A 21,267-nucleotide genomic window follows, 5' to 3' on the forward strand; every position below is an offset into this window, starting at 1 on the left:
TGAAAGGAGTAACAATGCCAACTTTGGAAGCCACAAAAACTTCAAGAAGTGATGCCATCGGACAGGCCGTCGAAATGCAGGTGCTGCAGCGCCGGTTCCAGGCCAATCCGCGAATGTTCCAATCCATGTTTGTTGCCGAGGGCTTGGCCCAGCTTCGCGCCGCCTTCGACGCCGGTGAGATTCCGGCGGAACTCACCTGGAAGATTTGGGATTTGCTGCTTCGCGATGATGCGGTCGGCCAGGTCATGATGCGGTTCGTGTGGGATTTGCCCCTCCCGAAAAAACGTGTCTTCATCAAGGCGATCGACACGCACCTTCGCGACCGCTACCCGATGTTCGCCGGTCTTTCCGAGAACTGGCCGGCGGGAAACCACATTCCGCCCTATGTTCGGCCGGCGAACCAGCGCGTCCATGACTTCGACCTCGTCACCCAGGGGTATCTGGGCTATTTGACCCAGGGCTATTCCCAGCGCGAGGTGGATCTCTTTGTCTGGCTCGAGGCCGTGCGCGACAAACATTGCGCGGACCGGCCCTGTGAACTCGGGGAGCTCCTGAAAGGCAAGAAGGTCGGGGGCTGTCCGGTTCAGATTCACATTCCCGAAGTCATGCAGGCTATTGCGGAAGGAAAATTTGATGAGGCGTTACGCATCGTGGAGTTCTCCAATCCCTTGCCGAATGTGACCGGGCGGGTGTGTCCCCAAGAGTTGCAGTGCCAAGGTGTGTGTGTCCACAAGGCTCGGCCCATCGAAATTGGTCAACTCGAGTGGTTCTTGCCTCAAAGGGACAAGCTCGTCAACGGTCGAGACGAGATCATGTCGCGCTACCAGGGGCGTCCCGACCCGTGGGTGGCGGCGAATAAGCCGCCGATTGCGATTGTGGGCTCGGGTCCCGCGGGGCTCATTAATGCGTTCTTGCTCGCGAACCAGGGTTTTCCGGTGACGGTTTTCGAGGCTTTCCACACTCTCGGTGGCGTTTTGAAATACGGCATCCCCGAGTTCCGGCTTCCTAACGAGCTCGTTGATGACGTCGTGGATAAGATTGAGGCCCTGGGCGGGCGGTTCGTGACGAACTTTATTGTCGGGAAAACCGCGACTTTGGACGATTTGAAAGCCGCGGGATTCTGGCGGATTTTCGTCGGTACCGGCGCGGGGCTCCCGAAGTTCATGAATGTTCCCGGGGAGCATTTGAACGGGGTTTTGAGCGCGAATGAGTTCCTGACTCGCGTGAATCTCATGCACGGCAACCTTGATGAATACGACACGCCCCTGCCCGAGACCGCCGGCAAGGAAGTCCTCGTCATCGGTGGCGGAAACACGGCGATGGATGCGGCTCGGACCGCGAAACGTCTCGGCGGGAAGGTCACGATTGTTTATCGCCGGACGAAGGCCGAGATGCCGGCGCGCGTCGAAGAACTCCACCACGCCTTGGAAGAGGGCATCGTGGTCGCGGAGCTGCGCTCTCCGGCCGAGTTCTTTGGAGGGGACGAGTCTCGCGGGGGAGACCCCCATCACGTGACTCGCGCCGCGGTTGACGTGATGCAACTTGGTGAACCCGACGCTTCCGGGAGGCGCCGCCCTGAACGAACCGGCGAACAGGTCGAGATGGCCGCGGACCTCGTCATCATGGCACTCGGTAACGGGTCGAACCCGATTATTCGGGACTCCCAGCCGGACCTCGCGGTTCAGGATTGGGGCGCGATCAAGGTCGGTAAGGAGGCGAACCCGAATGGGCTGCCGGACGGGCGGATTGCCGGGTCGAATGCGCGGGTCGAGAATCCGGATGCGCCGGTTTCCCACAGTAACGCCGAGGTCACACCGATTGCTTCGACCGGAGTGGAGGCGACCGGTGTCACGATGACGCCGACGGCAGGTTTCGAGGACGGGGTTCCGACCCAGGCCACGAACCTTACGGGGATTTACTCCGGCGGGGACGCGGCGCGCGGCGGGTCGACGGCGATTAAGGCTGCCGGTGACGGCCAGGCGGCGGCTCACCAAATGTGGGAGGACATGCCCACTTTGGATCCCGACGAGGTGCGCGACTGGGTGGGGCGGGCCTTGGCCTACACTCGGGAGGCCGCGGCGCCTTTCAAGATCTTGGAAAAACGCCAACTGTCAGAGCGGACTTGGGAGATGAAACTCCACGCCCCGATGGTGGCGCGCGCGACTCTCGCCGGACAGTTTGCCAGGTTCATGACCCACGAGAAGGGTGAGCTCATTCCTTTGACCGTGGCCGATTTTGACCGCGAAGAGGGCTGGATCACGATTGTCACCCAGTCGGTCGGGGTCTCCTCGATTCACTTGAATGCGATGGAGGTCGGCGAGGCGTTTTACGGGATTGCCGGGCCTCTCGGGATGGCTTCCAAGATGGAGCGCTTTAATCCCACGACCGAGACCGTGTGCTTTGTGGCCGGCGGGGTCGGGCTCGCTCCGGCTTTCCCGATTGTGCGGGCGCATTTGGAACTTGGGAACCACGTGACGTTGATTTGCGGGGCGCGGAATCGAGATTTGCTGTTCTGGGCCGATCCGGACGGGGACGTTGACGGGACTTCTTCGGAGCGCGTCGATGTTTTGCGGCGGCAGTATCCAGATTTGTTGGATGTCGTGCTGGCTTCCGATGACGGGTCTTTCGGGGTCCACGGGACTGTCACCGTTCCGCTGGAATCGATGCTTCGGGATGGGCGCGAAGACGGTCGAAAGATTGTGGAGGTCACGACTCTGGGCCCGCCGATCATGATGAAGTTCGTGTCGTTGTTGACGAAGCAGTATGGCGTTCCGACTGCCGCTTCGATCAACTCGATTATGGTGGACGCTACGGGGATGTGCGGGGCGTGCATGGTGCCGTTCATTGACCCGTCAACCGGGAAGATGGTGCGGAAACACGCCTGTGTGGATGGGCCGGAGATTGATGGACACTGTATCGATTGGGACAAGTTCTTGCCTAGATTTAATCAGTTCCGTCCCCAGGAAGCGGCGGCGATGCGCGCGGCGAACTCGCGAAGCGCTTGAACCGTAACCGCCGACCAGAGCCACGGAGTCAGATTTCCGCGGAGCCACGGGATCAGACCTCTCAGCGCGCGCTGGCAGCGAAGCATTAGCCAGCGCGTAATAGTGTGGAGCCGCCCGGAAAAACGGAGTTTTTCAGGCGGAACACCTCTCACGGCGCTTGCGCCGTGTGGAGCCAGAAGGGTCTGACCCCTGTGCGCGCAACTTTGCTTCGCAAAGCTGCGCGCCGTTTCACAAGGCCATCGGCAATGCTCAGGTCTTGCTCGGCATTGCGCTTGACCTTCATCGCGGTGCTTGTAACACTAGCGTATTGCGCGCCGCTTCCTTGACCTCGGAAATGCTCGAGCAAGCTCGGCATTTCCTCGGCCTGCGTCGTTGTGCGCGAGAGGGGACTTGAACCCCTACGTCGTAAGACACTAGAACCTAAATCTAGCGCGTCTACCAATTCCGCCACTCGCGCGATTCCAGACCATTTTAGGGGAAAGACTCGGACGCTCAAAACCAGTGGACGAGTCCAGGAGGTGTTTTCACAGGGAATGCCTGTCCTGAATAACCACAGGGGTGTCCTGAATGACCACATTAACGCCCCAGTAATGTAGCATAAAACGTATCAAATCGCTTTGAACTGGTGTTTTAATAATCCTACCTGATGAATTTTCATGCTACTGTGGTTATTCGGGACAGGGGTGTGGTTGCCCAGGGTGGGGTAACAATCGGGAAGCCGGATTTCTGCCTAAAAAGAGTTAGCCGATTCGCGGAAGCGTCCGCGCGACAGCGATTAACTCGGCGGCGGCGAGTGAAGCCGCCGCCGGATTCCCAGACTGCGCGGCTTGACGCAAAGCCTCGATTGGGGGAAGGCCATTTAGCGGCTTCTTCGTCCCGAACGAAGCACCCGCTGACTTGCCCGCCGAAGCACCCGTTGACTTGCCCGCCGATGTGCCCGCTGCCACACCCGTCGCCGCAACCGCTGCCGCACCCATCCCGCCAGCCCTGCTGGTGAGAAACCACATCGCCGCGTCGGGGCCGGTCAAACCCCGAGAGGCCAGCACGTCCAACACCTGCGGGAGCACCTTCACGCAGACCGCGTAGAGCTCCGGAGACTCGAACTGCCACTGCGGATAGTGCCACTTTCTATCGGGGGTCTGGAACCCGAGAATCCGCTTCTCTCGCGTGGCTTTGGCTACTGCCTGGCGGGAAACCCCGAGCCAATCGCAGACCTCTCCGGTTCGAACTGTGGGTCCCGCGAGGTCTGCGAGGGCGGGCGTGGGGCGAAGTGCGTGGCGGGCAAAACGAAGGATGCGGTGGGACTGGTCGGAGGTCAGCGCAGCATCCTCGGGCTGCGACAATAGTAGCGCGCGCATTTTGTCCAAGAAGGTTTGTTCCTCGGCGGTGGGTGTTTGGCGCGTCACCTTTGCCTCCTCCTTCTTAGGTGGTTCAGTAAGCTGCAGTTCCGGCAAGGCCTCGCGACCAAGCGTGGCCACGGCGTGGCCCAAGTGTGACCCCGCGCGACCCCGCAACCCAGCGTGGCCGGTGTGCTAGTGGGGTAGCTCTGCGAGGACGAAACTGGTCAGAACAGGTAAGCCAGCTTATCTGACATGGTCAGGGCTATTACCAAGACTATCAGTAGCAGGACGGCGACCGTGAGAAGCCACCGCTGGGAGACCCAAAATCCGCGCAAACCTGCGGGTAGGAAATCCAGCCACCCGAGGCGGGCAAGCAGTGCCCCGAGGTGAATCCACAGGACAATCGTGGCGACCCAGACAATCATGCAGAACGGGCACAGTGTCCGGAAGACGGTTACGGACTGGTGAAGGAAAAAAATGATGAGGAAGAGCGCGGCGGTGAGGCCGGCCTCGATTGTGAGCGGGAGCCAGCGGGGGAGTCGTCCACCGACCCAACCGAGGAAAACCCCGGCGAGTCCGGCGAAGAGAGCCGTACCTACCAGCGCGTTTGGGATTCCGAAAAGGAGATGCGCCTGCCACTGGAGGAGCGAGGAAGAACAACCGATAAGCGGGTTGATGTCGCAGCCGAGAGCGGCGGAAGGGTCTTTGAGGGTTTTCAGCTCGGACAAGACGAGTTCCGCGCTCGCGGCTAGGGCGATCAGGGAAACTGTCACCAAAAAGACGACGGTTTTCAGTGGGGTTTCCAGCGGGGTTTCCAGCGGGGGAGTGGAGTCAGTGGTGTTTTCTGAAATCAGCGATACTTCGCGCTGACGAGACAGAGAGGTGGGAGGTAACTCTTCTGATTCTTCCGCGGTTTTCTTCATAGCCCGATTCTAGCCCACGAGTGTCTTTGCCACGGGTTTAACCGGCTTGATTCCAAGAGAAAACCGCGATTGCAGTCTCAGTTTGTCACGGCGGAAATAATTCGGTAAACTTGACTGTCGTTGCCCCGGTAGCTCAGTCGGCAGAGCGTCTCCATGGTAAGGAGAAGGTCCAGAGTTCGATTCTCTGCCGGGGCTCGCTTGACGGTTTCCAGGCCGTCAAAATTTTGCGGCGGGGTAGCTCAGTTGGTGAGAGCGCACGACTCATAATCGTGAGGTCGCGGGTTCGAACCCCGCCCCCGCTACGGACCGGGGGGAATGCCCGGGAAAAGCTAGGAATAAAGGAAAAGAACAGTGGCTGCAAAATCGAAAGACATCCGCCCGAAGATTACTCTGGCGTGCTCGGTGTGCAAAGAGCGTAACTACATCACGAAGAAGAACCGTCGTAACACGCCGGATCGTTTGGAGCTCAACAAGTACTGCCCGCGTTGCCGGAAGTCTACCTCTCATAAGGAAACTCGCTAAACTCGAGGCTCGGCCGAGAGTCGAGTGTGGAGTATTCAGACATAGAAAAGCGCCGACGTTACCGCGTCGGCGCTTTTCCTTTCGACTTATCTTGCGCAGATTAAGCAACTTGGGACATTTGCCCCGGTAAAATTGAGCCTTTAAGACGGCGAGCGGAAAAGCGGAATCGTGGTGAACTGAGAGTATATCTCGAGCAGTGAAAGCCATACCGGATGGTAAATGTTCGAAGTTGCTTAAGAAGGGGAGATGAGACGGTTAAATTGCTTTGGGCTGGGGCGCGAACCCCAGCCCAAACAGTCTAATCAGCGAGCCTACTTGAGCAAATCAAGCATTCCGGTAACAACAGAGTCGGCAATCACGCCGTTTCCGCCCAGGGCCTTGAACTTGCCAGCAAGCGCAGAGTTCCCAGCTTTTGCAGCCTTGACATAAGCATCGGTGGTGGCCGGGATGGTGTCGAGTGCGACGAGCACAACCGGACCGGCGAGTTCAGCCTTGTTGTCGAGGTAACCCGCCACGGAGGCGTCCGCGAAAGCAGAGCCGTTAGCGGCGTAAACCATGGCAGCACCGGTTCCATTCGGGTAAGCCACGGCAGCAATCGCGGCTGCGGTCTCGAAGCGGTTGTTGCCAGCTATGCGGTTCTCAGCCGCACCAGTCTCGTACTTGGCGATCTGTTCCTTGGTCGGACCAGCAGCGACCGCAGCGTCAGCGTCGGTGATGGCCTTATTGGCGGCGATCAGAGCATCAGCGGACTGACCCTTTGCCGTGTTGGTGGCTCCGGTATCGGCCTGGATGGCTTTATCAATAGCCTGGAGACCCTTGTAGGTCTTGGCATCCGTCTTGTCAGTTGCGGCATTGGTCGCGGCTTTGGCGGTGCCGACAGCAGCTGCGCCATCCACGCCGAAGATAGCCTCGGTATCCTCGTCAGTCTTCACATCCGTGGGCAACACCTTGGGGAAAGTGAGTGCGAGAGCGGCTTTCGCCTTAGCGTAGTCGTCCTTCGCGGTCTGATCTGCACTAGCAGCCAGAGGCGCCAGAGGCGCCAGAGTCGCAGCCTTAGAAGCCAGGAACTCGTCCAGCGTCTTGCCGGAAACCGTGTACCAGCCTTCAACCGCCATGTGAGCCTCACGGGAAGCCTTCACCAGGTCAGCCCTCGCCTTGGTCTCAGCGTTAGCGGTCGGGGTCTTGCCGAGCTTCGCGGCCTCGGTCAACTCGGAGGGCAACACGGCGCCCTCGCCACCGAGCGCGGTAACCTTAGCGGGAGCTAGGCGCTTAATCTCATCAGCGGTTTCCTTCGGAAGAGCGCCGGATCCGTTGGTCAAGAGAATCGGGGCTTTGCCCTTAATCTGACCACCGACGAGGGCATCAACCAGGGTCAAGCCATTGGCGAGGTAAACCTCGGTGCCGTCACCGTCAGACGGGTGCAACGACTTAGAGATTGCGACAGCGGTTCCGAAACGGTTCGCACCAGCCAAACGGGAGACGGTGGCATCGCCGGCAACTGCCTTGGCAGCAGCTTCGCTCACGGCACCTTCACCACCGAGCACAACCACCTTGGTGGCCTTGAGATCGGCAATCTTGGATTTCACGAGAGCCTGTACCGCGGCATCTTCGTTCACGAGTAAAACCGGACCAGTCTGGAGCCTACCGCCGGAAACGGCGTCGACCTGCTGGTCGCCACGGGCCAGGTAGACCACGTCAGCAGTGCCAAATGCGCTCGCGACCGCGATAGCGGTTTCAAAGCGGTTCGGTCCGGCGTAACGGTCGGCATCAGCAGCCATAGCCGTGGCCGGAGCCACGAGGGACAGGGCGGCAATTGCTGCCCCTAGGGTCAAAAATGATTTCCTCATGTTGATAATCCTTTTCAGTAGGGGATGAGGTCTTAGCCCATCCTAGTGTGTTGTGGAATGGAGCGCTAGGGTTGAGGGCCTGTTTACGCGAAACGCTTTCCACCCCTTATATGTAATCGGGATTCTGGTTCTTACATTTTGGGTTCGCTGTGCTGCGTTAGACTGTTAACCGTGAGTGAAGAAAACACAGAAAACGTCAACCAAACCGAATCCGAGGAACGCGCCACCCTGGTCGCTGCCCGTGAGTCTTCCGAACGCATTTGGGAGGATATCAACTCCGGAGACGTGAGCCGCTATCGTATCTTGACCGGCGACCGCCCGACCGGATTCCTCCACATCGGCCACTATTTCGGAACGCTTAAGACTCGCGTAGAACTTCAGAACAAGGGCATCGACACGGCCGTCCTCATTGCTGACTACCAGGTCATCACCGATCGGGAAAACATCGGCAACGTCCGCGAATACGTCTTGAACCTCGTCGCAGACTATCTCGCCGCCGGCATTGACCCGACCCGCTCCACGATTTTTTGCCACTCCCAGGTTCCGGCCATCCACGAGATGCTCGTCATTTTCCTATCGCTCGTCACCGAGGCGGAACTCCACCGCAACCCCACGGTGAAGGCGGAACTCGAGGCTTCGAAACAATCCATGAGCGGGCTCTTGTTGACCTATCCCGTTCATCAAGCGGCCGATATTCTTTGTGCGCGAGCGAATCTCGTGCCGGTGGGTCGCGACCAGCTCCCGCACCTGGAACAGACGCGCGTGGTGGCGAAACGATTCAACAAGCGCTATCCGGAACGCGATGCGGCAGGCAGCAAGGTCAAGGATTCGCGCGGAGTTCTCCCGATGGCTCAAGCGCTTCTAAGCAGTGGTGGGGCGATTATTCTTGGCACTGATGGCCAGAAAATGTCAAAATCGCGCCACAATACAGTAGAGCTCAAAGCGACTGCGGATGAGACCGCAGCGATTATCAAGAAAGCCGTTACTGATTCAGATCGGGTAATCACCTATGATCCCGTATCGCGCCCGGAAGTGGCCAACCTCTTGCTGATTGCTTCGCTGTGTACCGGTGAGGCTCCGGAGGTCCTGGCTGAGCGGATTGGTGATGGCGGCGGCGGAGCTTTGAAGAAGCTCGTGACCGAAGCCCTGAACGACCACCTGGCTCCGCATCGGGATCGCCGCGCGGAGCTTATGGAAGACGAAGGTTACCTGTGGAGTGTCCTCAAGGAGGGAAACGAGAAGATTGCGGATCTCGGCGCCGACACCTTGCGCCAGATGAAGCACGCCATGGGGATGGATTACGGATTGTAGATGGATCAGAAAAACCAGCAAATCAAACGCCACGACCACGCCCAGGCGGTGGCAAACCGCATGGTAGAGCGTGCTTTGTGGATTATCAACCTGGAAAACGATTCTGCGCATGTCTCGGAGGAGACACGCTCGGCGCTCCTTGCCGAGACTACCGATATGCTCCTGCAATGGGCCTACGAGGTCGGGGAGGAGAACTTCCGCGCCGGCGAGTTCACGACCCGCGAAAGCGCCGCCGGCGAACTCATTGCCTATCCCGAAACTCCGCCCAAGGCTTCCGACAAACCTCTCGGCCAATAAATGCCCTGTTCAGCAAGCCGGCATTACTCGCCTTGAACCCGCTTCAACACATTCAACAGGTCAATCTTCGCGTTTCCGGAAGGATTCTCGGGAACCTCGGCGAAGAAAATTCGCATCGACATGGCCTCCATCTTCGAAGTCATCCCGCGAACCGTCACGGGAAGCTCCGAGATAACCTCGGCGAGCCGCAACCCCGAACCGGGAGTCACCCCCACTTCCGCAGCGAGCCGGTCCACCGCCTCAGCCGGAGGCTTTTCCCCCTTAGTGAGCGCGCTAAACGGCAGGTCATAGCCGGGAACCCCGAGAGAATCCGGAGATTCCTCCGAGCGATTCGTCGGATTAGGCCAGGTCGAGTCCCACACGAGCCGGAAAACCCGCGAGCGCGCCGGCGGGGGGTTGACCTCGACTTGATCCATGGTCCCGTTAATCATGACCAGTAAGTCCACGTCCCCCCACGGCGCCCCTGAGCGCAACATCTGCACCACGCGGTTTCGCGGATCGTGCCACGCCCCCGGAGTCAAGGCAGCTCCCGTGCGGTCATACCACGACAAATCCGCGAGTTTATCGCCCTGAACCGGCATCCCTGACGCAAAAGAATCCGGTCGCATCACCGGATGGTCGGCCCGCAACCGCAATAAGTACTGCACCGTCTCGTGCAGGGCCTTTTGCCACGGCAGCCACCGCCAATCGAGCCAGCTCAGCGGCGCATCGACGCAGTAGGCATTGTTGTTGCCTTCCTGGGAGTTCCCAAACTCATCGCCGGCCAAAAACATCGGAGTTCCCGCCGAAATCGCGAGGGTCCCCCACATATTCCTCAGGTTTCGAAGCCGCAGCGGCGCAATCGAAACTACTTCCTCGAGAACCTTCGGGTCGTCGGAATACTGCAACCCGCGCAGGACGTGCCCCTCATATTCGTGATTCCACGAGTTGTTGTTATTCGTCCCGTCGTGGTTGTTCTCCCCATTGGCTTCGTTGTGTTTGTGGTTGTAAGTTACGAGGTCAGCAAGGGTAAACCCGTCGTGGGCGGCAATAAAGTTGATGGACGCTCCCGGTCCGCGGTTGAGTTCAGGCACGATTGAACTGTAGAAATCCGCCGATCCGGAGATGCGGGTCGCGAGTTCGTGGGGGCCGTGGGCGTGGCGGCCGTGGACCTGGGCGGCTCCGTCAGTAAGCCAAAATCCGCGGATTGCGTCGCGGTAGCGGTCGTTCCAGTCAGCAAAGGGGGACGGGAAATTGCCAGTTTGCCAACCATTCGGACCCATATCCCACGGTTCAGCAATCAGCTTGCAACCGGCCAAAATCGGATCGGTTGCCATCCCGACAAAGGAGGGGTGCCGCACCGCAAATTGCTCGCGGTTTCGCCCAATAGTGACCCCGAGATCGAAACGGAACCCATCAATCCCGACCTCACCGGCCCAATACCGCAGCGAATCGAGCATCAGCCCCACTGCCTCGTTGGAAGTGAAATCCACGGTATTTCCGCAGCCCGTATAGTCAACCATCCGGTTGGGAGAGCCGTGATCCCACACGTAGTAGCGCTGGGGGTCAAGCCCGCGCAGCGACACGGAAGTCCCGTGAGTCCCGCCTTCGGCCGTGTGATTGTAGACCACGTCCAAGAACACTTCGATGCCGGCTTGATGAAGGAGTGAAACCATCCCGCGCACCTCGTCGAGAACCGCTTGGGGGCCTTGCCGCTGGGCGTACTCGGTGGCGTAAGAGGGTTCCGGTGCGAAGTAAGACAGCGTGGAGTAACCCCAATAATTCGTCCGCCCGTTGTCCTGGAGGAAGGGTTCGGAGAACTTGGCATGAATGGGGAGGAGTTCGATCGCGGTTACGCCGAGATCCTTCAGATATTGGATGGTGACTGGATTGGCCAGGCCGGCGTAGGTTCCTTGCAGATCCGGCGGAATCCCGGGCAGCGTCCTGGTGAGACCCTTCACATGCGCCTCGTAGATAACCGTGTCGCGCCAGGACCTTCGCGGCTTGTCAGAGACGGGAAAAGACTGGGTGTTGACGACGACACCGAGGGCGGCGTCGGGAAGCGAATCGAGCGGGTCAAGTTTCAGTTCACGGGTGGCGGGCTCGAGCTTGTCGTTGACCTGGTGGGCATAGAGTCGCGGAGTGAGGCGCGGGGACTTCGTGATGGCCTTGGCATAGGGGTCAAGGAGAATCTTCTGGGGGTTATAGAACAGCCCCGCGTTCGGATCCCACGGCCCGTAACAGCGGTAGCCGTAAATCTGGCCGGGGCGAATCCCCGGGATATTGCCGTGCCAGATACCGCGGAATGGACCGAGGAGTCGGATGCGGCGCTCTTCGTAGAGGACTCCGTCCGGATCGTCGGGGTCGTCTTGGGGGGAGAGAAGGCACAGTTCGACGGCGGTCGCTTGGCGCGCGTAGACGGAGAAGGCGACTCCGGAATCAGTAAGGTGCGCGCCGAGACGATGTGGATCGAGTTTAGGTTCGGGGGCGAAATCCTCAGTCGGGGTGAAAGTTGGGCCCTCTTCCGGCTGCGGTTTCTTGGTCATAACGGGAGGATAACAGGGATTTGACGGTTTTGTTTGGCTTCGGGGGGATGCCCGTGGTGGCGGGGAACTTCCGGTTTACGCGATTCGGGCGGCCCGCGGATTTGGATAAGCCTTACCTTGCTTAATTCCCCACCAGACCCTCTTCCGGACACTAACTTCCCTTCAAGATAGTGTCCGCAAGGTGGCGGGGTGGGTCAGGAAGCGGCGCGGATTTCGGCTTGGGCGATGACCCAATCGCCGCGGTAAACCACCAAGGACTGACCAGCGGCGACACCGCGAATCTCGGAGGAAACCTCCGGATCGAATCTCACGGTGAGGCAATCTTCGCTGTCCACCTCGAAACTCGCAGGCAAGGGCCGCCCGTGCGCCCGAAACTGCACCGTGAGTTCTCGGCTATCCCTTGTTGAATCCGTCAACAAACTCCGCCCGAACTCCGGCGCAACCAGCCAGTTAGCCTTCCCGCACTGAATCGTATCGACCGACAAATCCGCGAGCGGACCCACCCGAACCGTGTTCGACTCAACATCAATGCCGGTTACATAGCGCGGCTCCCCATCCGCGTGAGGGCGCGGCAAGTGCAGTCCGCGACGCTGGCCGACGGTGTAGAGGAAAGCACCAAGGTGTTCGCCGACTACTGCGCCGGATTCATCAAGAATCGGCCCGGGTTCCTCGCCGAGCCTCCCGCGCAGGAACCCACGGGTGTCCCCGTCATGAATGAAACAAATGTCGAAAGAGTCGCGCTTGGCGGCAACCGGCAGCCCGCGGCGCGTCGCCTCGGCGCGAGTATCATCCTTGGAAGTCACGTCCCACAGGGGGAAAAGCGCGTGAGCCAGCATCTCGGCGCGGGCTCCGGCGAGGACATAACTCTGATCTTTTTCGAAACTAGCCCCGCGACGTAGCCGGAATCCCCGAGGTGAGTCGCGCTCGATTCGCGCATAATGGCCGGTCGCGACGAAATCGAAGCCTTCCCGAAGGGCGCGCTCCACTACTGAGCCAAACTTGAAAACTCGGTTGCATCTCACACAGGGATTCGGGGTGAGTCCTTTTCCGTAGGCTCCCACAAAGGGCGCAATCACTCCGCGCTCAAACTCGGCGCTGAGGTCCCAGACATGGTGTTTTTCCGGGGCAATCCCGAGCACGGCAGCGACCTGGCGGGAATCTTCGAGCGCGGCGGCGGTCTCGGGCGCGTCGGCTTCCAGCCACATAAAGAAGGCTTCCACGTCATAACCAGCGTCAATAAGTCGCGCGGCGGCGACCGCGGAGTCCACCCCGCCACTAAGTCCAACCAAAACCCGTTTTTTCACGGGCTCAATTCTAATCTAGTTTCAGTCCCAGCATCGGGTGTGCCAGTGGCGCCGTTCCGCTGGGCCAGTCTCAAGCCCAAAAGGAGCGAAGCCGTCATCGGAAGGCCACGCCACTATATGGGGAGTTCCCGGGGCTATTTCGTGGTGACAGCCCGGGCAAGTGTAGGACTTTGTGGAACCGGACAAGTGCGCGACCTGGTAATTCACCCCGCGGCGCTCGATCGTGCGCGGCAGGGACGCGAGCCGCTCCATGTTTAGCGGCGTCCAATCCTGGCGCGGCTGCTGGCGCCTTCCCTTTCTTCCCGTTGGCACGGTTCTATTCTAGCCGCGCTACGCCGTTTGGGTCAGACCCTTCTGGCTACATTCGTTCCCTCATTAGGCCAGAGAGGTCTGACCCGCCGGCTGCGCCAATCATAGGTACGCACTAGTGCGACGCGACGTGAGCACGGTCTATTTAAGAGAAAAGAGCGGCTAGGCCTCGGGAACGGACGCAATCTGAATCCCGCGCCGGAAGACCTGTAAAGGATAGAGATTCTCATCGGCAACGACGAGGTCGGCGCGTTTACCGGCCTCCAGAGACCCAATCTCGGCTTCCTTCCCGAGAATCTTCGCCCCCTGCATCGACCCGCAATACACCGCGTCAACCAGCGACATTCCGCTGTTCTTCCAGGAATTCCGCACCACATCGAGCAGGTGCGCCGTCCCGCCGGCAAGTGACCCGGGAGTCCCATCCTCCCCACGAAGATAAGCCTTCCCATCCATCACAATAACGGCTTGACCTCCGAGAACATAGTCGCCGTCATCCATCCCCGCTGCCGCCATCGCATCGGTTACTAAAACCATCGAATCGCGCCCCACCAGTTCATAAACAGAGCGAACCGCGTCGGGGTGGACATGTGTCCCGTCCCCGATCAGCTCCAGCACGGCTCCGCCACCAGCGGCGTCAGCAATCGCCTCCAGGACAGGGCCGGGCTTGCGGTGGTGGAAGGGTTCCATTCCGTTGAACAAGTGGGTAATGGTGTAGCGCGGCGAGAGGCGGGTTTCTTCCGGCGTCAACCCGAGTTTTTCGCGGGTCCACCTCGCCGCCGCACGCATGGTGGCAGAATCGCAATCAGTGTGGCCATAAGAGGGCAACGCCCCGTTCTCAATCAAAACCTCCGCCACAGAACCGGAACCAAAGGCTCGCTTCCCCTCCGGAGCGAGCGTCATCGTGACGGTGTGGCCGCGGGTGACAATCATCAACTCCCTCATCAAGGCCGGATTCGGCGCTTGAATATAGTGAGGATCCTGGGCGCCTTTGTGAGCCTCAGCCACAAAAGGTCCTTCAAAGTGGATTCCGGCAATCTCTCCAGCGTCGGCCAAATCCGCAAGCATCTGCGCTTGGCGACGCAACGCCTCCGGAGACTGGGTGACGAGCGAAGTCACAATCGAAGTTGTCCCGTGGAGCCGGTGCTCCCACACGGCCACCATCGCGTCGTCAGCAGTCGCTGCGTCGGGGAAGGACTGCCCGCCGCCGCCGTGACAGTGGACATCAACCAGGCCGGGGATAATATAACGGCCATCGGTAGGGGAGTCAGCAGCCGCCACCTCCGCTCCGAAGCCAGCCCCTTGCGCCGCGGAAGATTCCCCAATCCAAGCTAAACGGTCATCTTTGACCACAACGGCACCATCGATCAAGATGGAATTGGGGGTAACAACTTGTCCACGCACTGCAAAAGCTTCACTCATGTCTGCATTATCGCATTTTTGTTACCTTTCAGGGTCTAAAAGCTAAGATAGAAACGTGAGAATTAATCTTATTGCCCGCGACATTATCCCCGGCCCTATCGGTCCGGCTCTGCTCTTGCTGCATGCGTACCCCTTTGACCACCGGATGTGGCTTCCCACAGTGGACCGACTGGCGGGGGTGCCGATTCTTTTGGTGGACGCTCCCGGCTTCGGGGAATCCGAGCCTTCCGTGGACACGCCGTCCCTGGATGCCTTTGCTGACGAGATTGTGGCGGGGCTCGGGAAGTTCGGGGTGGAACGGATTGTGCCGGTCGGAAACTCCATGGGCGGTTACGTGGCTTTGGCCCTGCTCGAGCGGCATCCGGACTTGGTGGCGGGGCTCGGGATGATCGGGACCCGCGCCGATGCGGACTCGGTGGACGCCAAGGCGGGACGCTTTGAGAACCTCGTGACGATGCTGGCAGGGCGCCGCGAAGAACTCCTAACCCCCCAGGTAGAGGCCATGTTCACAGACTCGACGCGGCGGGCTCGCCCCGAGGTCGTGGCCCAGGCTGTCGAGTGGTCTAAGGATGCCAGCGACGCGGGGCTGAGTTGGGCGCAGCGCGCGATGGCGGCGCGTCCGGATCGGCTGCATTTGTTGACGGAGTTCAACAAGCCCGTGCTCGTGATGCGGGGGGACTCGGACAATGTGTCTCCTGCGGAGGCCTCCGTGGCAATGGCCCAGGCCGCCGGAACCGAGGTGGTGGAGGTTCATCAAACTTCCCATCTCGTTCCGATCGAGAATCCCGGCGCGGTGTCGCGCCACTTGATGACCCTTTACCCGCAGTGTATGTAGCGCGACGGTCGGGGACTTGTCGGCTCATGCGCTGCACGCTGCCGACAAATCCGCGACCGCACTGCTAAATGCAGTTTTGGCGGCCTGGAAAACCAGACCGCCAAAACTATGGGGGTGTTAGGAGAATAGCTTGGATTGCGATTAGGTCGCGAGGTTGCGACCGGCAAATCGCGGTTTACTTACCTTCACCTTCCGGCAAAGCGTAGGCATCAACATCGCCGTCCGGCAGTTCCACCGGCTCGCGAGTCTCATCCTCGGTGTCATCAATCGGGTTCAAACCGGCAATGGCCGCAGCCGCCTTGGAACCGAGCAAGCCACGCATCTCATCGAGGTAGGCCGCCACGGATTCACGCTGACGCTCCAACTTCTCGACCGTGCGCTGCGCTGCGGCGCGTTCCGCCTGAGCCTCGGCGCGAGCGGATTCGCGCAACTGCTGGGCTTCAACCTCGGCCGCGGCGATCGTGGCCTCGGCGGTCCGGCGGGCATCCTCTTGACGACGGCGCACCACGGCGTCAGTGTCGGTCAACAGGCGCTCGGCACGCTGCAAGGTCTCGCCCAAGTGCTTCTCCGCGTCAGCCACCTGGGACTTCGCGGTGGCAACCATCGCTGAAGTTTCAGAACGAGCCTGCTCGTGAGCCTGGGCATCGGCCTCGCGAGCCGCGGCGCGAGCCGAAGCAATCTCGGTCTCGGCGTCCTGGCGAGCCTTGTCGGACTCGGCCTTGATGGTTTCGGCCTCTTTGCGGGCCTTGGAAGTAATCTCGTCGGCCTGAGCGCGGGTCTCCGCAAGCAACTTCTCAGCCATCTGCTGGGCCTGCTCGCGAACCTGGGTCGCCTCGGCGGTCGCCGCCTCGCGCAACTCCTGAATCTCGGTCGCAGCATCATTGCGCAACTGGGTGGTTTCCTGTTCCGCCTTGACACGGGCCTCGACGTAATCCTTCTCGGCCTGGGCACGCTGGAGTTCGGTTTCGCGGTCAGCAGTCGCGCGCAAGTCGTTGACCTGGGTGTTCACCTCTGCGCGCAGGGACGCGGCCTCACGCTCGGCAGCGGCCACCAACTCGTCGGCGCGGTGCTGGGCGTTGGTGAGAACCGTCTCCGCCTCAGCCTCGGCCTGGGTCGTGCGCTCTTCGGCCTCACGGCGCGCCTCGGACAGCATCGAAGCGGCTTCCGCCTCGGCGCGTTGCGTCAAGCGCTCGGTGTTGGAACGAGTGCGCTCCAACAAAGCCTCCGCATCGGCGTTCGCCTTGTTGATGACAGTCGTGGACTGTTCCTCAGCTGAACGCAGCAACTGCTCGATGCGCTCACCAAGACCGGTGTAGCTGGACTTGTCGGTGTCCCGCAAACGCTTCTGGGCCTCGGACAAATCGCCGGCCAAAGTCGCATTGCGGGCATCAAGGGTTTCCACCTCCCGACGCGCCTCCGCCAAAGCGGTCATCAAAGTCTGAATCTGCAGGTCAACCTGTACGCGGTCGTACCCACGCATCACGATTGGAAAATCTGTCTGCTCTTCGGTCACTTCCAAGTCCTCCTAAAAGACTTTTGATAAGGGCCACCTGCCCCGCCCAAATAGTATATCTGCTAGATAAGTCTATACCGTAAAAACTGCACGGTACGCCTTTTACGCTACTCATTCTAAGGGTAAGTCGCCCCGCTGGGGCAATCTGGGTAAGGTAATCTTGTCACCAAAACGGTTTTGGCCATCAATTGAAGGAGTCCCATGATTTCGAAGCGTCGCACTAAACAGGCTCTTGGCGCCGTTCTTCTCGCGGTGACGCTGGCCCTGCTGCTTTTCGGAATTGGTGGCCTGACCTGGATGAAACCGAGTTCCACGGCGAAGTTCATCTCCCCGGATTCCCCGTCTCAAGTCGTGGTGACCGGCGAAAATGTGTTGGAATCCACTGGTGAGTCGGTCACACTTTTGGCAAAGGGCTCGCCGGACCAAGAGATTTTTCTCGGAGTCGGTCTGACCTCGGATGTCAAGGCTTTTGCCGCCCCGATTGACCACCTCTTGTTGAAAAACTTCGCTCCCGGGGGGAGTTTCGAAGTTAAACAAGTGCCAGCCAAAAAGGATTCCGCTGATAGCGAACAACCCGGGGGAGGTCTCCAAGGGGGAGCCCGACCGGCTCAGGGCGACGCGGGGGACCTGACGACTTTGGACATTTGGAAACAGACCGCGACCGGCAAAGGCTCAGCGAGTCTGAAGTGGAATCTTTCCGATTCGCGGTGGAGTGCGGTGGTTTTCGTAAAGAGCGGGCCGGGAGCAGATGCGGTTAAAGTGCCGTCTCCGGAGGCTTCCAAACCGGCGGCTCCGGCGGCTCCGGCGGAGGGCTCAGCAAAGGAGGCTCCTGCTGGCAGTGCCACCCCGACGGCCACGTCCTCCGCCGCAAACGGGAAAACCCCTGGCGGTAAGGCGGAGCCTAATGGTCCGAAACTCCAGATGCAGTGGCACCACGAGCCTTCGCTGGCTCTGCCATGGGCTTTGACAATAACCGGAGCAATCGCGCTGGCAGCAATTTTGGTCTATCTTTTCCTCTCCTGGTTCTCGGAAGTGCGCTCTCGGGCGCGCCGCCAAGACGCGGTCGAAAAAGACAAGACCCGTCGTTTGGCAGCCGAGGTGACCGGAGAAATCGAAGCGACCGCTCATCCGCGGCGCGCGGCGCGGATGGCGCAGGCTCAAGGAAAGAAATCTCGGACGTCAAAGACTGAGAGGGGCTCAGCAAAGTCCGAGGAAGCTGCTGGTGAATCCGCGACTTCCAGCGAGGCCGAGGGGGCCTTGTTGAAAACCGCACCGGCCCCAACCGCCGCGGCGACTGCCGACAGCGAACCGGACGAAAATGCGGACAGTCAGGCCGACGCGGCCGAGGCCGCGGGAGGGAACCGATCTTTCGCGAAACCCCCGAAACCGGTGCGAACCTATTTCTGGAAGAGTAAAGCCGCGGCAGAAGACCCGTGGGCTGGAGGAGAATCCTCGAAACCCGAACCGGACGCGGAAAGTTCGAAACCTGGGCTGACCGCGGAGAACGCGCCACTGGGTGACGCGGGGGCGGCTGCTGGGAAAGAGGGTGTAATCGAGAAGGACAGCGCGGCTGTTGGGAAGGAAAACGCTACGTCTGAGACCGGATCGGCAGCGAACTCGAGGGGCTTTGTCTCTAATGCCTATACCCGCGTCAGGCACGGTTCAGATACCCGCTCCCAAGATTCGGAGGCGAACTAATGACTACGGTAGAAAACATGAGCGAGAGCGGATTTAGGCAACTTCGGACATGGCGTCGAGCGGGGCTCCCTCGGAAGAACCCTTTGGTGATTGTGGGGGCGCTGGTGGCGGCAATATCCCTTGCTGCCTGCTCTTACACCCCCACTTTGATCAGTTCTCCCACGGGGGACAAACTCCCGCCCGCCCTTGATGACACCCGCATGAACGCGATTCTCGAGTCCACCAACGCGGCTTCGGCTGCCGGAGACCAGGCGCGAGACTGGCAGCCACTCGCTTCACGCTTCACGAATCCGGCGCTCGCCATGCGAAACGGGGAATACGTCGTGACCGGAACCACCCAAGGAGCAACCATTAGCGGCCTGCCCCTGACAAAACCGCAGGCCATGGTGGTTCAGGAGGCCGGAAAATGGCCGCGATATGCGTTCACGGTTTCGCCCGCGACCGAGGGGCAGTCGCTCTTCGTTTTCGCTTTTGCCCAATCCCACGCGCGGGCGAATTATTCGCTGTGGGGGTACGTGAAGCTCTTCCCGAAAGTGAAGTTCCCCGCGACTTTCAAGCCCGAGGTGGGGTCTCCGGCGGTACCGGCGAAAAGTAAGGATTTTTTGGTGAATCCCGGCGGGATCGCGCCGAGTTATGCGGCTTTGTTGAACAATCCCGAGGATCCGGCCAAAGATGTTTTCGATACGGCGCTGGACTCATTTATGGCGACCTACAAGGAGCGGAGGACCTCATACGATGAACTCGTCAAGGGCGCGCGCGGGCTCAGCGTGACGATTTCAGCGGCTCCCGGGCCGGACGGTTTTGTGGCGTTGGGGACGACAGATGGGGGCGCTTTGGTGATGAGCGAGGTGACTTACGAGGTCACGATGAAGTCGGAGCGGCGCCTGAACCTGGGGCCGGCAGCAAAGGCCATGACCGGAAAGACGAGCGCCGCCTCTACTTTGAGCGAAAAACACACGGCTTTGGTGCTGTTCTCGGTTCCTCCCGCGGGGAGTAAGGCGAAAGTCTCCGTCCTCGGTGCCTCCGACGCGACCACGGCTATGTCCGCCGACTAACCCCCTTCCGGACACTATCTTCATGTGAAGACAGTGTCCGGAAGGGATCTGGCTGTCACAGGACAGCGTAAAACCCCGGAATCTATGCGTTTCAATAAATTGAGTTAGATGCGGACGCTATCTTGATATCAACTTAGTGTCCGGAATTACGCAATCCGCGAATAAATTCGCTCCGGCGTGGTCGGGAGCAATATATTAGCAAGGTATATGAGTCTGAAGGAGAAAAATGACCTCTGAACACGCTGAACAGTTGGCTTTTGCTGAAGCTGCAGGAAACGAACCTGTTGAAACCGCCGCCGCGGCTCCGAGCACGACCGCGTTCGCCGCGTCCGCCACACCCGAAACCGCCGGCGAAGATATTGTCCGCGGCCCGCTCATCCGCGACATTACCGAGGAAGACTTTGCCGAGGTGCTGGAACTTTCGAAACACGTCCCCATCGTTTTAGACATGTGGGCGCCGTGGTGCGGGCCGTGCCGTCAACTCGGGCCGGTTCTTGAGAAAACCACGAAGGAGTTCGGCGGGAAGATTGCGCTCGGCAAAGTCAATGTCGACGAAAATCCCTCCCTGTCCCAGGCCTTCCAAGTTCAAGGAATTCCGGCCGTATTCCTCCTGATGGGAGGGCATCCGGCGCCGCTATTTACCGGAGTGATTCCGGCAGCGACCGTGAAGAACGTGTTTGAAAAAATCCTCGAACTGGCTGCTAAAGAAGGGGTAACCGGACGGCTGGTTGATGACGCGGCAGCGGACGGTGCGGGCGGCGCGAGTGGCGTCGACGGAACCGACGGTGCCAGCGGAACCGGCGCAGAAGCTGCGAAGTCCGCGCTCCCCGAGGGGCTGGCAGAGGCTGCCGAACTCGCGGAGAACGGCGACTTTTCCGGAGCAGTCGCGGCCTATGAGTCATACTTGAAGGAAAACCCGGGTGAATCCGCCACGGTGGACCCCCTGCTCGCCAAGGCTCGCTTGGGTGCGCGCGTCGAGAAGGACGGCCCGATGGCCGGAGCGGAGGCGGTCGAGCGCGGCAATAAGGCGCCAACAACCGACGTGGAGGCCCAATTGGCGGCTGCCGATGCCCAGTTGAACTCGGGAGATGCTCCCGGAGCACTGACGCGGTTGCTGGCAGTGGTGGCGGAAACCGCCGGGGAGGACCGCGACAAGGCGCGGGCACGGATGGTGGAATATTTCGCGATTCTGGGCGATGACCCGATTGTGGCGCCGATGCGAGGCCGCCTCGCGACCTTGCTTTACTAAGAGACCTCAGCGTAGCCACAGGGTCGGACCTCTCTGGCGTAACTAAGTTCAGCCAGAAGGGTCCGACCCAGGTGGCTCCACCCTGGGGACTGTTCCGCTTTTCTCCATTCGCTTC

Annotated in this window: 16 protein-coding genes and 3 tRNA genes; 10 read left to right on the forward strand and 9 right to left on the reverse strand. The window is 60.1% G+C overall.

The genetic code is table 11. The features are described 5' to 3' along the window. Window positions 1-14: 14 nt before the first annotated feature. Window positions 15-3,005, forward strand: a complete 2,991-nt coding sequence (locus FYJ63_RS02935; RefSeq protein ID WP_154543629.1) for a sulfide/dihydroorotate dehydrogenase-like FAD/NAD-binding protein — start codon at window positions 15-17, stop codon at window positions 3,003-3,005. A 375-nt stretch (window positions 3,006-3,380) separates the two neighbouring features. Here the strand turns inward: FYJ63_RS02935 and FYJ63_RS02940 are convergent. The 3 genes from FYJ63_RS02940 to FYJ63_RS02950 form a co-directional block, all read right to left on the reverse strand. Then, a tRNA-Leu gene (locus FYJ63_RS02940) sits at window positions 3,381-3,462 on the reverse strand. Window positions 3,463-3,745: 283 nt separating this feature from the next. Further along, complete coding sequence (locus FYJ63_RS02945; RefSeq protein ID WP_154543631.1) at window positions 3,746-4,411, reverse strand: hypothetical protein; 666 nt, start codon at window positions 4,409-4,411, stop codon at window positions 3,746-3,748. A gap of 158 nt (window positions 4,412-4,569) precedes the next feature. Continuing rightward, window positions 4,570-5,268 carry a vitamin K epoxide reductase family protein gene (locus FYJ63_RS02950; RefSeq protein ID WP_154543633.1) on the reverse strand — a complete coding sequence of 233 codons (699 nt, stop codon included), beginning with the start codon at window positions 5,266-5,268 and terminating at the stop codon, window positions 4,570-4,572. A gap of 122 nt (window positions 5,269-5,390) precedes the next feature. Between FYJ63_RS02950 and FYJ63_RS02955 the strand changes: the two genes are divergently transcribed. From FYJ63_RS02955 to rpmG, 3 genes are all read left to right on the forward strand, one after another. Continuing rightward, window positions 5,391-5,463, forward strand: a tRNA-Thr gene (locus FYJ63_RS02955). Between the two features lie 33 nt (window positions 5,464-5,496). Continuing rightward, window positions 5,497-5,570: transfer RNA gene (locus tag FYJ63_RS02960), tRNA-Met, on the forward strand. A 49-nt stretch (window positions 5,571-5,619) separates the two neighbouring features. Next, entirely contained in the window at window positions 5,620-5,790 is a 171-nt protein-coding gene (rpmG, locus tag FYJ63_RS02965; RefSeq protein WP_277028089.1) for a 50S ribosomal protein L33, read from the forward strand. A 311-nt stretch (window positions 5,791-6,101) separates the two neighbouring features. Here the strand turns inward: rpmG and FYJ63_RS02970 are convergent, their stop codons facing one another. Continuing rightward, entirely contained in the window at window positions 6,102-7,637 is a 1,536-nt protein-coding gene (locus FYJ63_RS02970; protein WP_154543635.1) for a cell wall-binding repeat-containing protein, read from the reverse strand. A gap of 171 nt (window positions 7,638-7,808) precedes the next feature. On the opposite strand from FYJ63_RS02970, the gene trpS reads away from it, so the two are divergent. After that, on the forward strand, window positions 7,809-8,948 hold the full coding sequence (trpS, locus tag FYJ63_RS02975) for a tryptophan--tRNA ligase (protein WP_420846013.1): 1,140 nt from the start codon (window positions 7,809-7,811) through the stop codon (window positions 8,946-8,948). Next, window positions 8,949-9,245 carry an isocitrate dehydrogenase gene (locus tag FYJ63_RS02980; protein ID WP_154543637.1) on the forward strand — a complete coding sequence of 99 codons (297 nt, stop codon included), beginning with the start codon at window positions 8,949-8,951 and terminating at the stop codon, window positions 9,243-9,245. It begins immediately after the preceding gene. Window positions 9,246-9,268: 23 nt separating this feature from the next. On the opposite strand, the gene glgX is transcribed toward FYJ63_RS02980, so the two are convergent. The 4 genes from glgX to FYJ63_RS03000 form a co-directional block, all read right to left on the reverse strand. Next, the gene (gene glgX, locus FYJ63_RS02985; protein WP_154543639.1) at window positions 9,269-11,770 is read right to left on the reverse strand and encodes a glycogen debranching protein GlgX; all 2,502 of its coding nucleotides are present in this window, start codon (window positions 11,768-11,770) and stop codon (window positions 9,269-9,271) included. A gap of 194 nt (window positions 11,771-11,964) precedes the next feature. Continuing rightward, the gene (gene mnmA, locus FYJ63_RS02990; RefSeq protein ID WP_338106800.1) at window positions 11,965-13,074 is read right to left on the reverse strand and encodes a tRNA 2-thiouridine(34) synthase MnmA; all 1,110 of its coding nucleotides are present in this window, start codon (window positions 13,072-13,074) and stop codon (window positions 11,965-11,967) included. 21 nt (window positions 13,075-13,095) lie between these two features. Further along, entirely contained in the window at window positions 13,096-13,386 is a 291-nt protein-coding gene (locus FYJ63_RS02995; protein ID WP_277027629.1) for an ATP/GTP-binding protein, read from the reverse strand. Window positions 13,387-13,545: 159 nt separating this feature from the next. Beyond that, entirely contained in the window at window positions 13,546-14,802 is a 1,257-nt protein-coding gene (locus tag FYJ63_RS03000) for an N-acetylglucosamine-6-phosphate deacetylase (RefSeq protein ID WP_154543641.1), read from the reverse strand. Between the two features lie 55 nt (window positions 14,803-14,857). On the opposite strand from FYJ63_RS03000, the gene FYJ63_RS03005 reads away from it, so the two are divergent. After that, entirely contained in the window at window positions 14,858-15,637 is a 780-nt protein-coding gene (locus FYJ63_RS03005) for an alpha/beta fold hydrolase (RefSeq protein WP_277027634.1), read from the forward strand. A 175-nt stretch (window positions 15,638-15,812) separates the two neighbouring features. On the opposite strand, the gene FYJ63_RS03010 is transcribed toward FYJ63_RS03005, so the two are convergent. Next, window positions 15,813-17,150 (reverse strand): coiled-coil domain-containing protein, encoded by a 1,338-nt coding sequence (locus FYJ63_RS03010; protein WP_277027636.1) that lies wholly within the window; start codon window positions 17,148-17,150, stop codon window positions 15,813-15,815. A gap of 201 nt (window positions 17,151-17,351) precedes the next feature. Between FYJ63_RS03010 and FYJ63_RS03015 the strand changes: the two genes are divergently transcribed. From FYJ63_RS03015 to FYJ63_RS03025, 3 genes are all read left to right on the forward strand, one after another. Continuing rightward, a complete protein-coding gene (locus FYJ63_RS03015; protein ID WP_154543645.1) occupies window positions 17,352-18,848 on the forward strand; it encodes a hypothetical protein in 1,497 nt (498 codons plus the stop codon). Beyond that, complete coding sequence (locus FYJ63_RS03020; RefSeq protein ID WP_229769904.1) at window positions 18,848-19,903, forward strand: DUF8094 domain-containing protein; 1,056 nt, start codon at window positions 18,848-18,850, stop codon at window positions 19,901-19,903. Before FYJ63_RS03015 ends, FYJ63_RS03020 begins: the two co-directional genes overlap by 1 nt. A 226-nt stretch (window positions 19,904-20,129) precedes the next feature. Further along, a complete protein-coding gene (locus FYJ63_RS03025; RefSeq protein ID WP_154543647.1) occupies window positions 20,130-21,152 on the forward strand; it encodes a tetratricopeptide repeat protein in 1,023 nt (340 codons plus the stop codon). Window positions 21,153-21,267 lie beyond the last annotated feature (115 nt).

The sequence above is a fragment of the Mobiluncus porci genome, from assembly GCF_009695935.1.
In the GTDB taxonomy this organism is placed as follows: Bacteria; Actinomycetota; Actinomycetes; order Actinomycetales; family Actinomycetaceae; genus Mobiluncus; species Mobiluncus porci.

Bases quoted from the DNA above. Each gene is read 5' to 3' on its own strand.
- FYJ63_RS02950 (WP_154543633.1), bottom strand. From the start codon at position 5,268: ATGAAGAAAACCGCGGAAGAATCAGAAGAGTTACCTCCCACCTCTCTG.
- glgX (WP_154543639.1), bottom strand. From the start codon at position 11,770: ATGACCAAGAAACCGCAGCCGGAAGAGGGCCCAACTTTCACCCCGACT.
- FYJ63_RS02970 (WP_154543635.1), bottom strand. From the start codon at position 7,637: ATGAGGAAATCATTTTTGACCCTAGGGGCAGCAATTGCCGCCCTGTCC.
- FYJ63_RS03015 (WP_154543645.1), top strand. From the start codon at position 17,352: ATGATTTCGAAGCGTCGCACTAAACAGGCTCTTGGCGCCGTTCTTCTC.
- FYJ63_RS02980 (WP_154543637.1), top strand. From the start codon at position 8,949: ATGGATCAGAAAAACCAGCAAATCAAACGCCACGACCACGCCCAGGCG.
- FYJ63_RS02935 (WP_154543629.1), top strand. From the start codon at position 15: ATGCCAACTTTGGAAGCCACAAAAACTTCAAGAAGTGATGCCATCGGA.
- FYJ63_RS03020 (WP_229769904.1), top strand. From the start codon at position 18,848: ATGACTACGGTAGAAAACATGAGCGAGAGCGGATTTAGGCAACTTCGG.
- FYJ63_RS03025 (WP_154543647.1), top strand. From the start codon at position 20,130: ATGACCTCTGAACACGCTGAACAGTTGGCTTTTGCTGAAGCTGCAGGA.
- FYJ63_RS03000 (WP_154543641.1), bottom strand. From the start codon at position 14,802: ATGAGTGAAGCTTTTGCAGTGCGTGGACAAGTTGTTACCCCCAATTCC.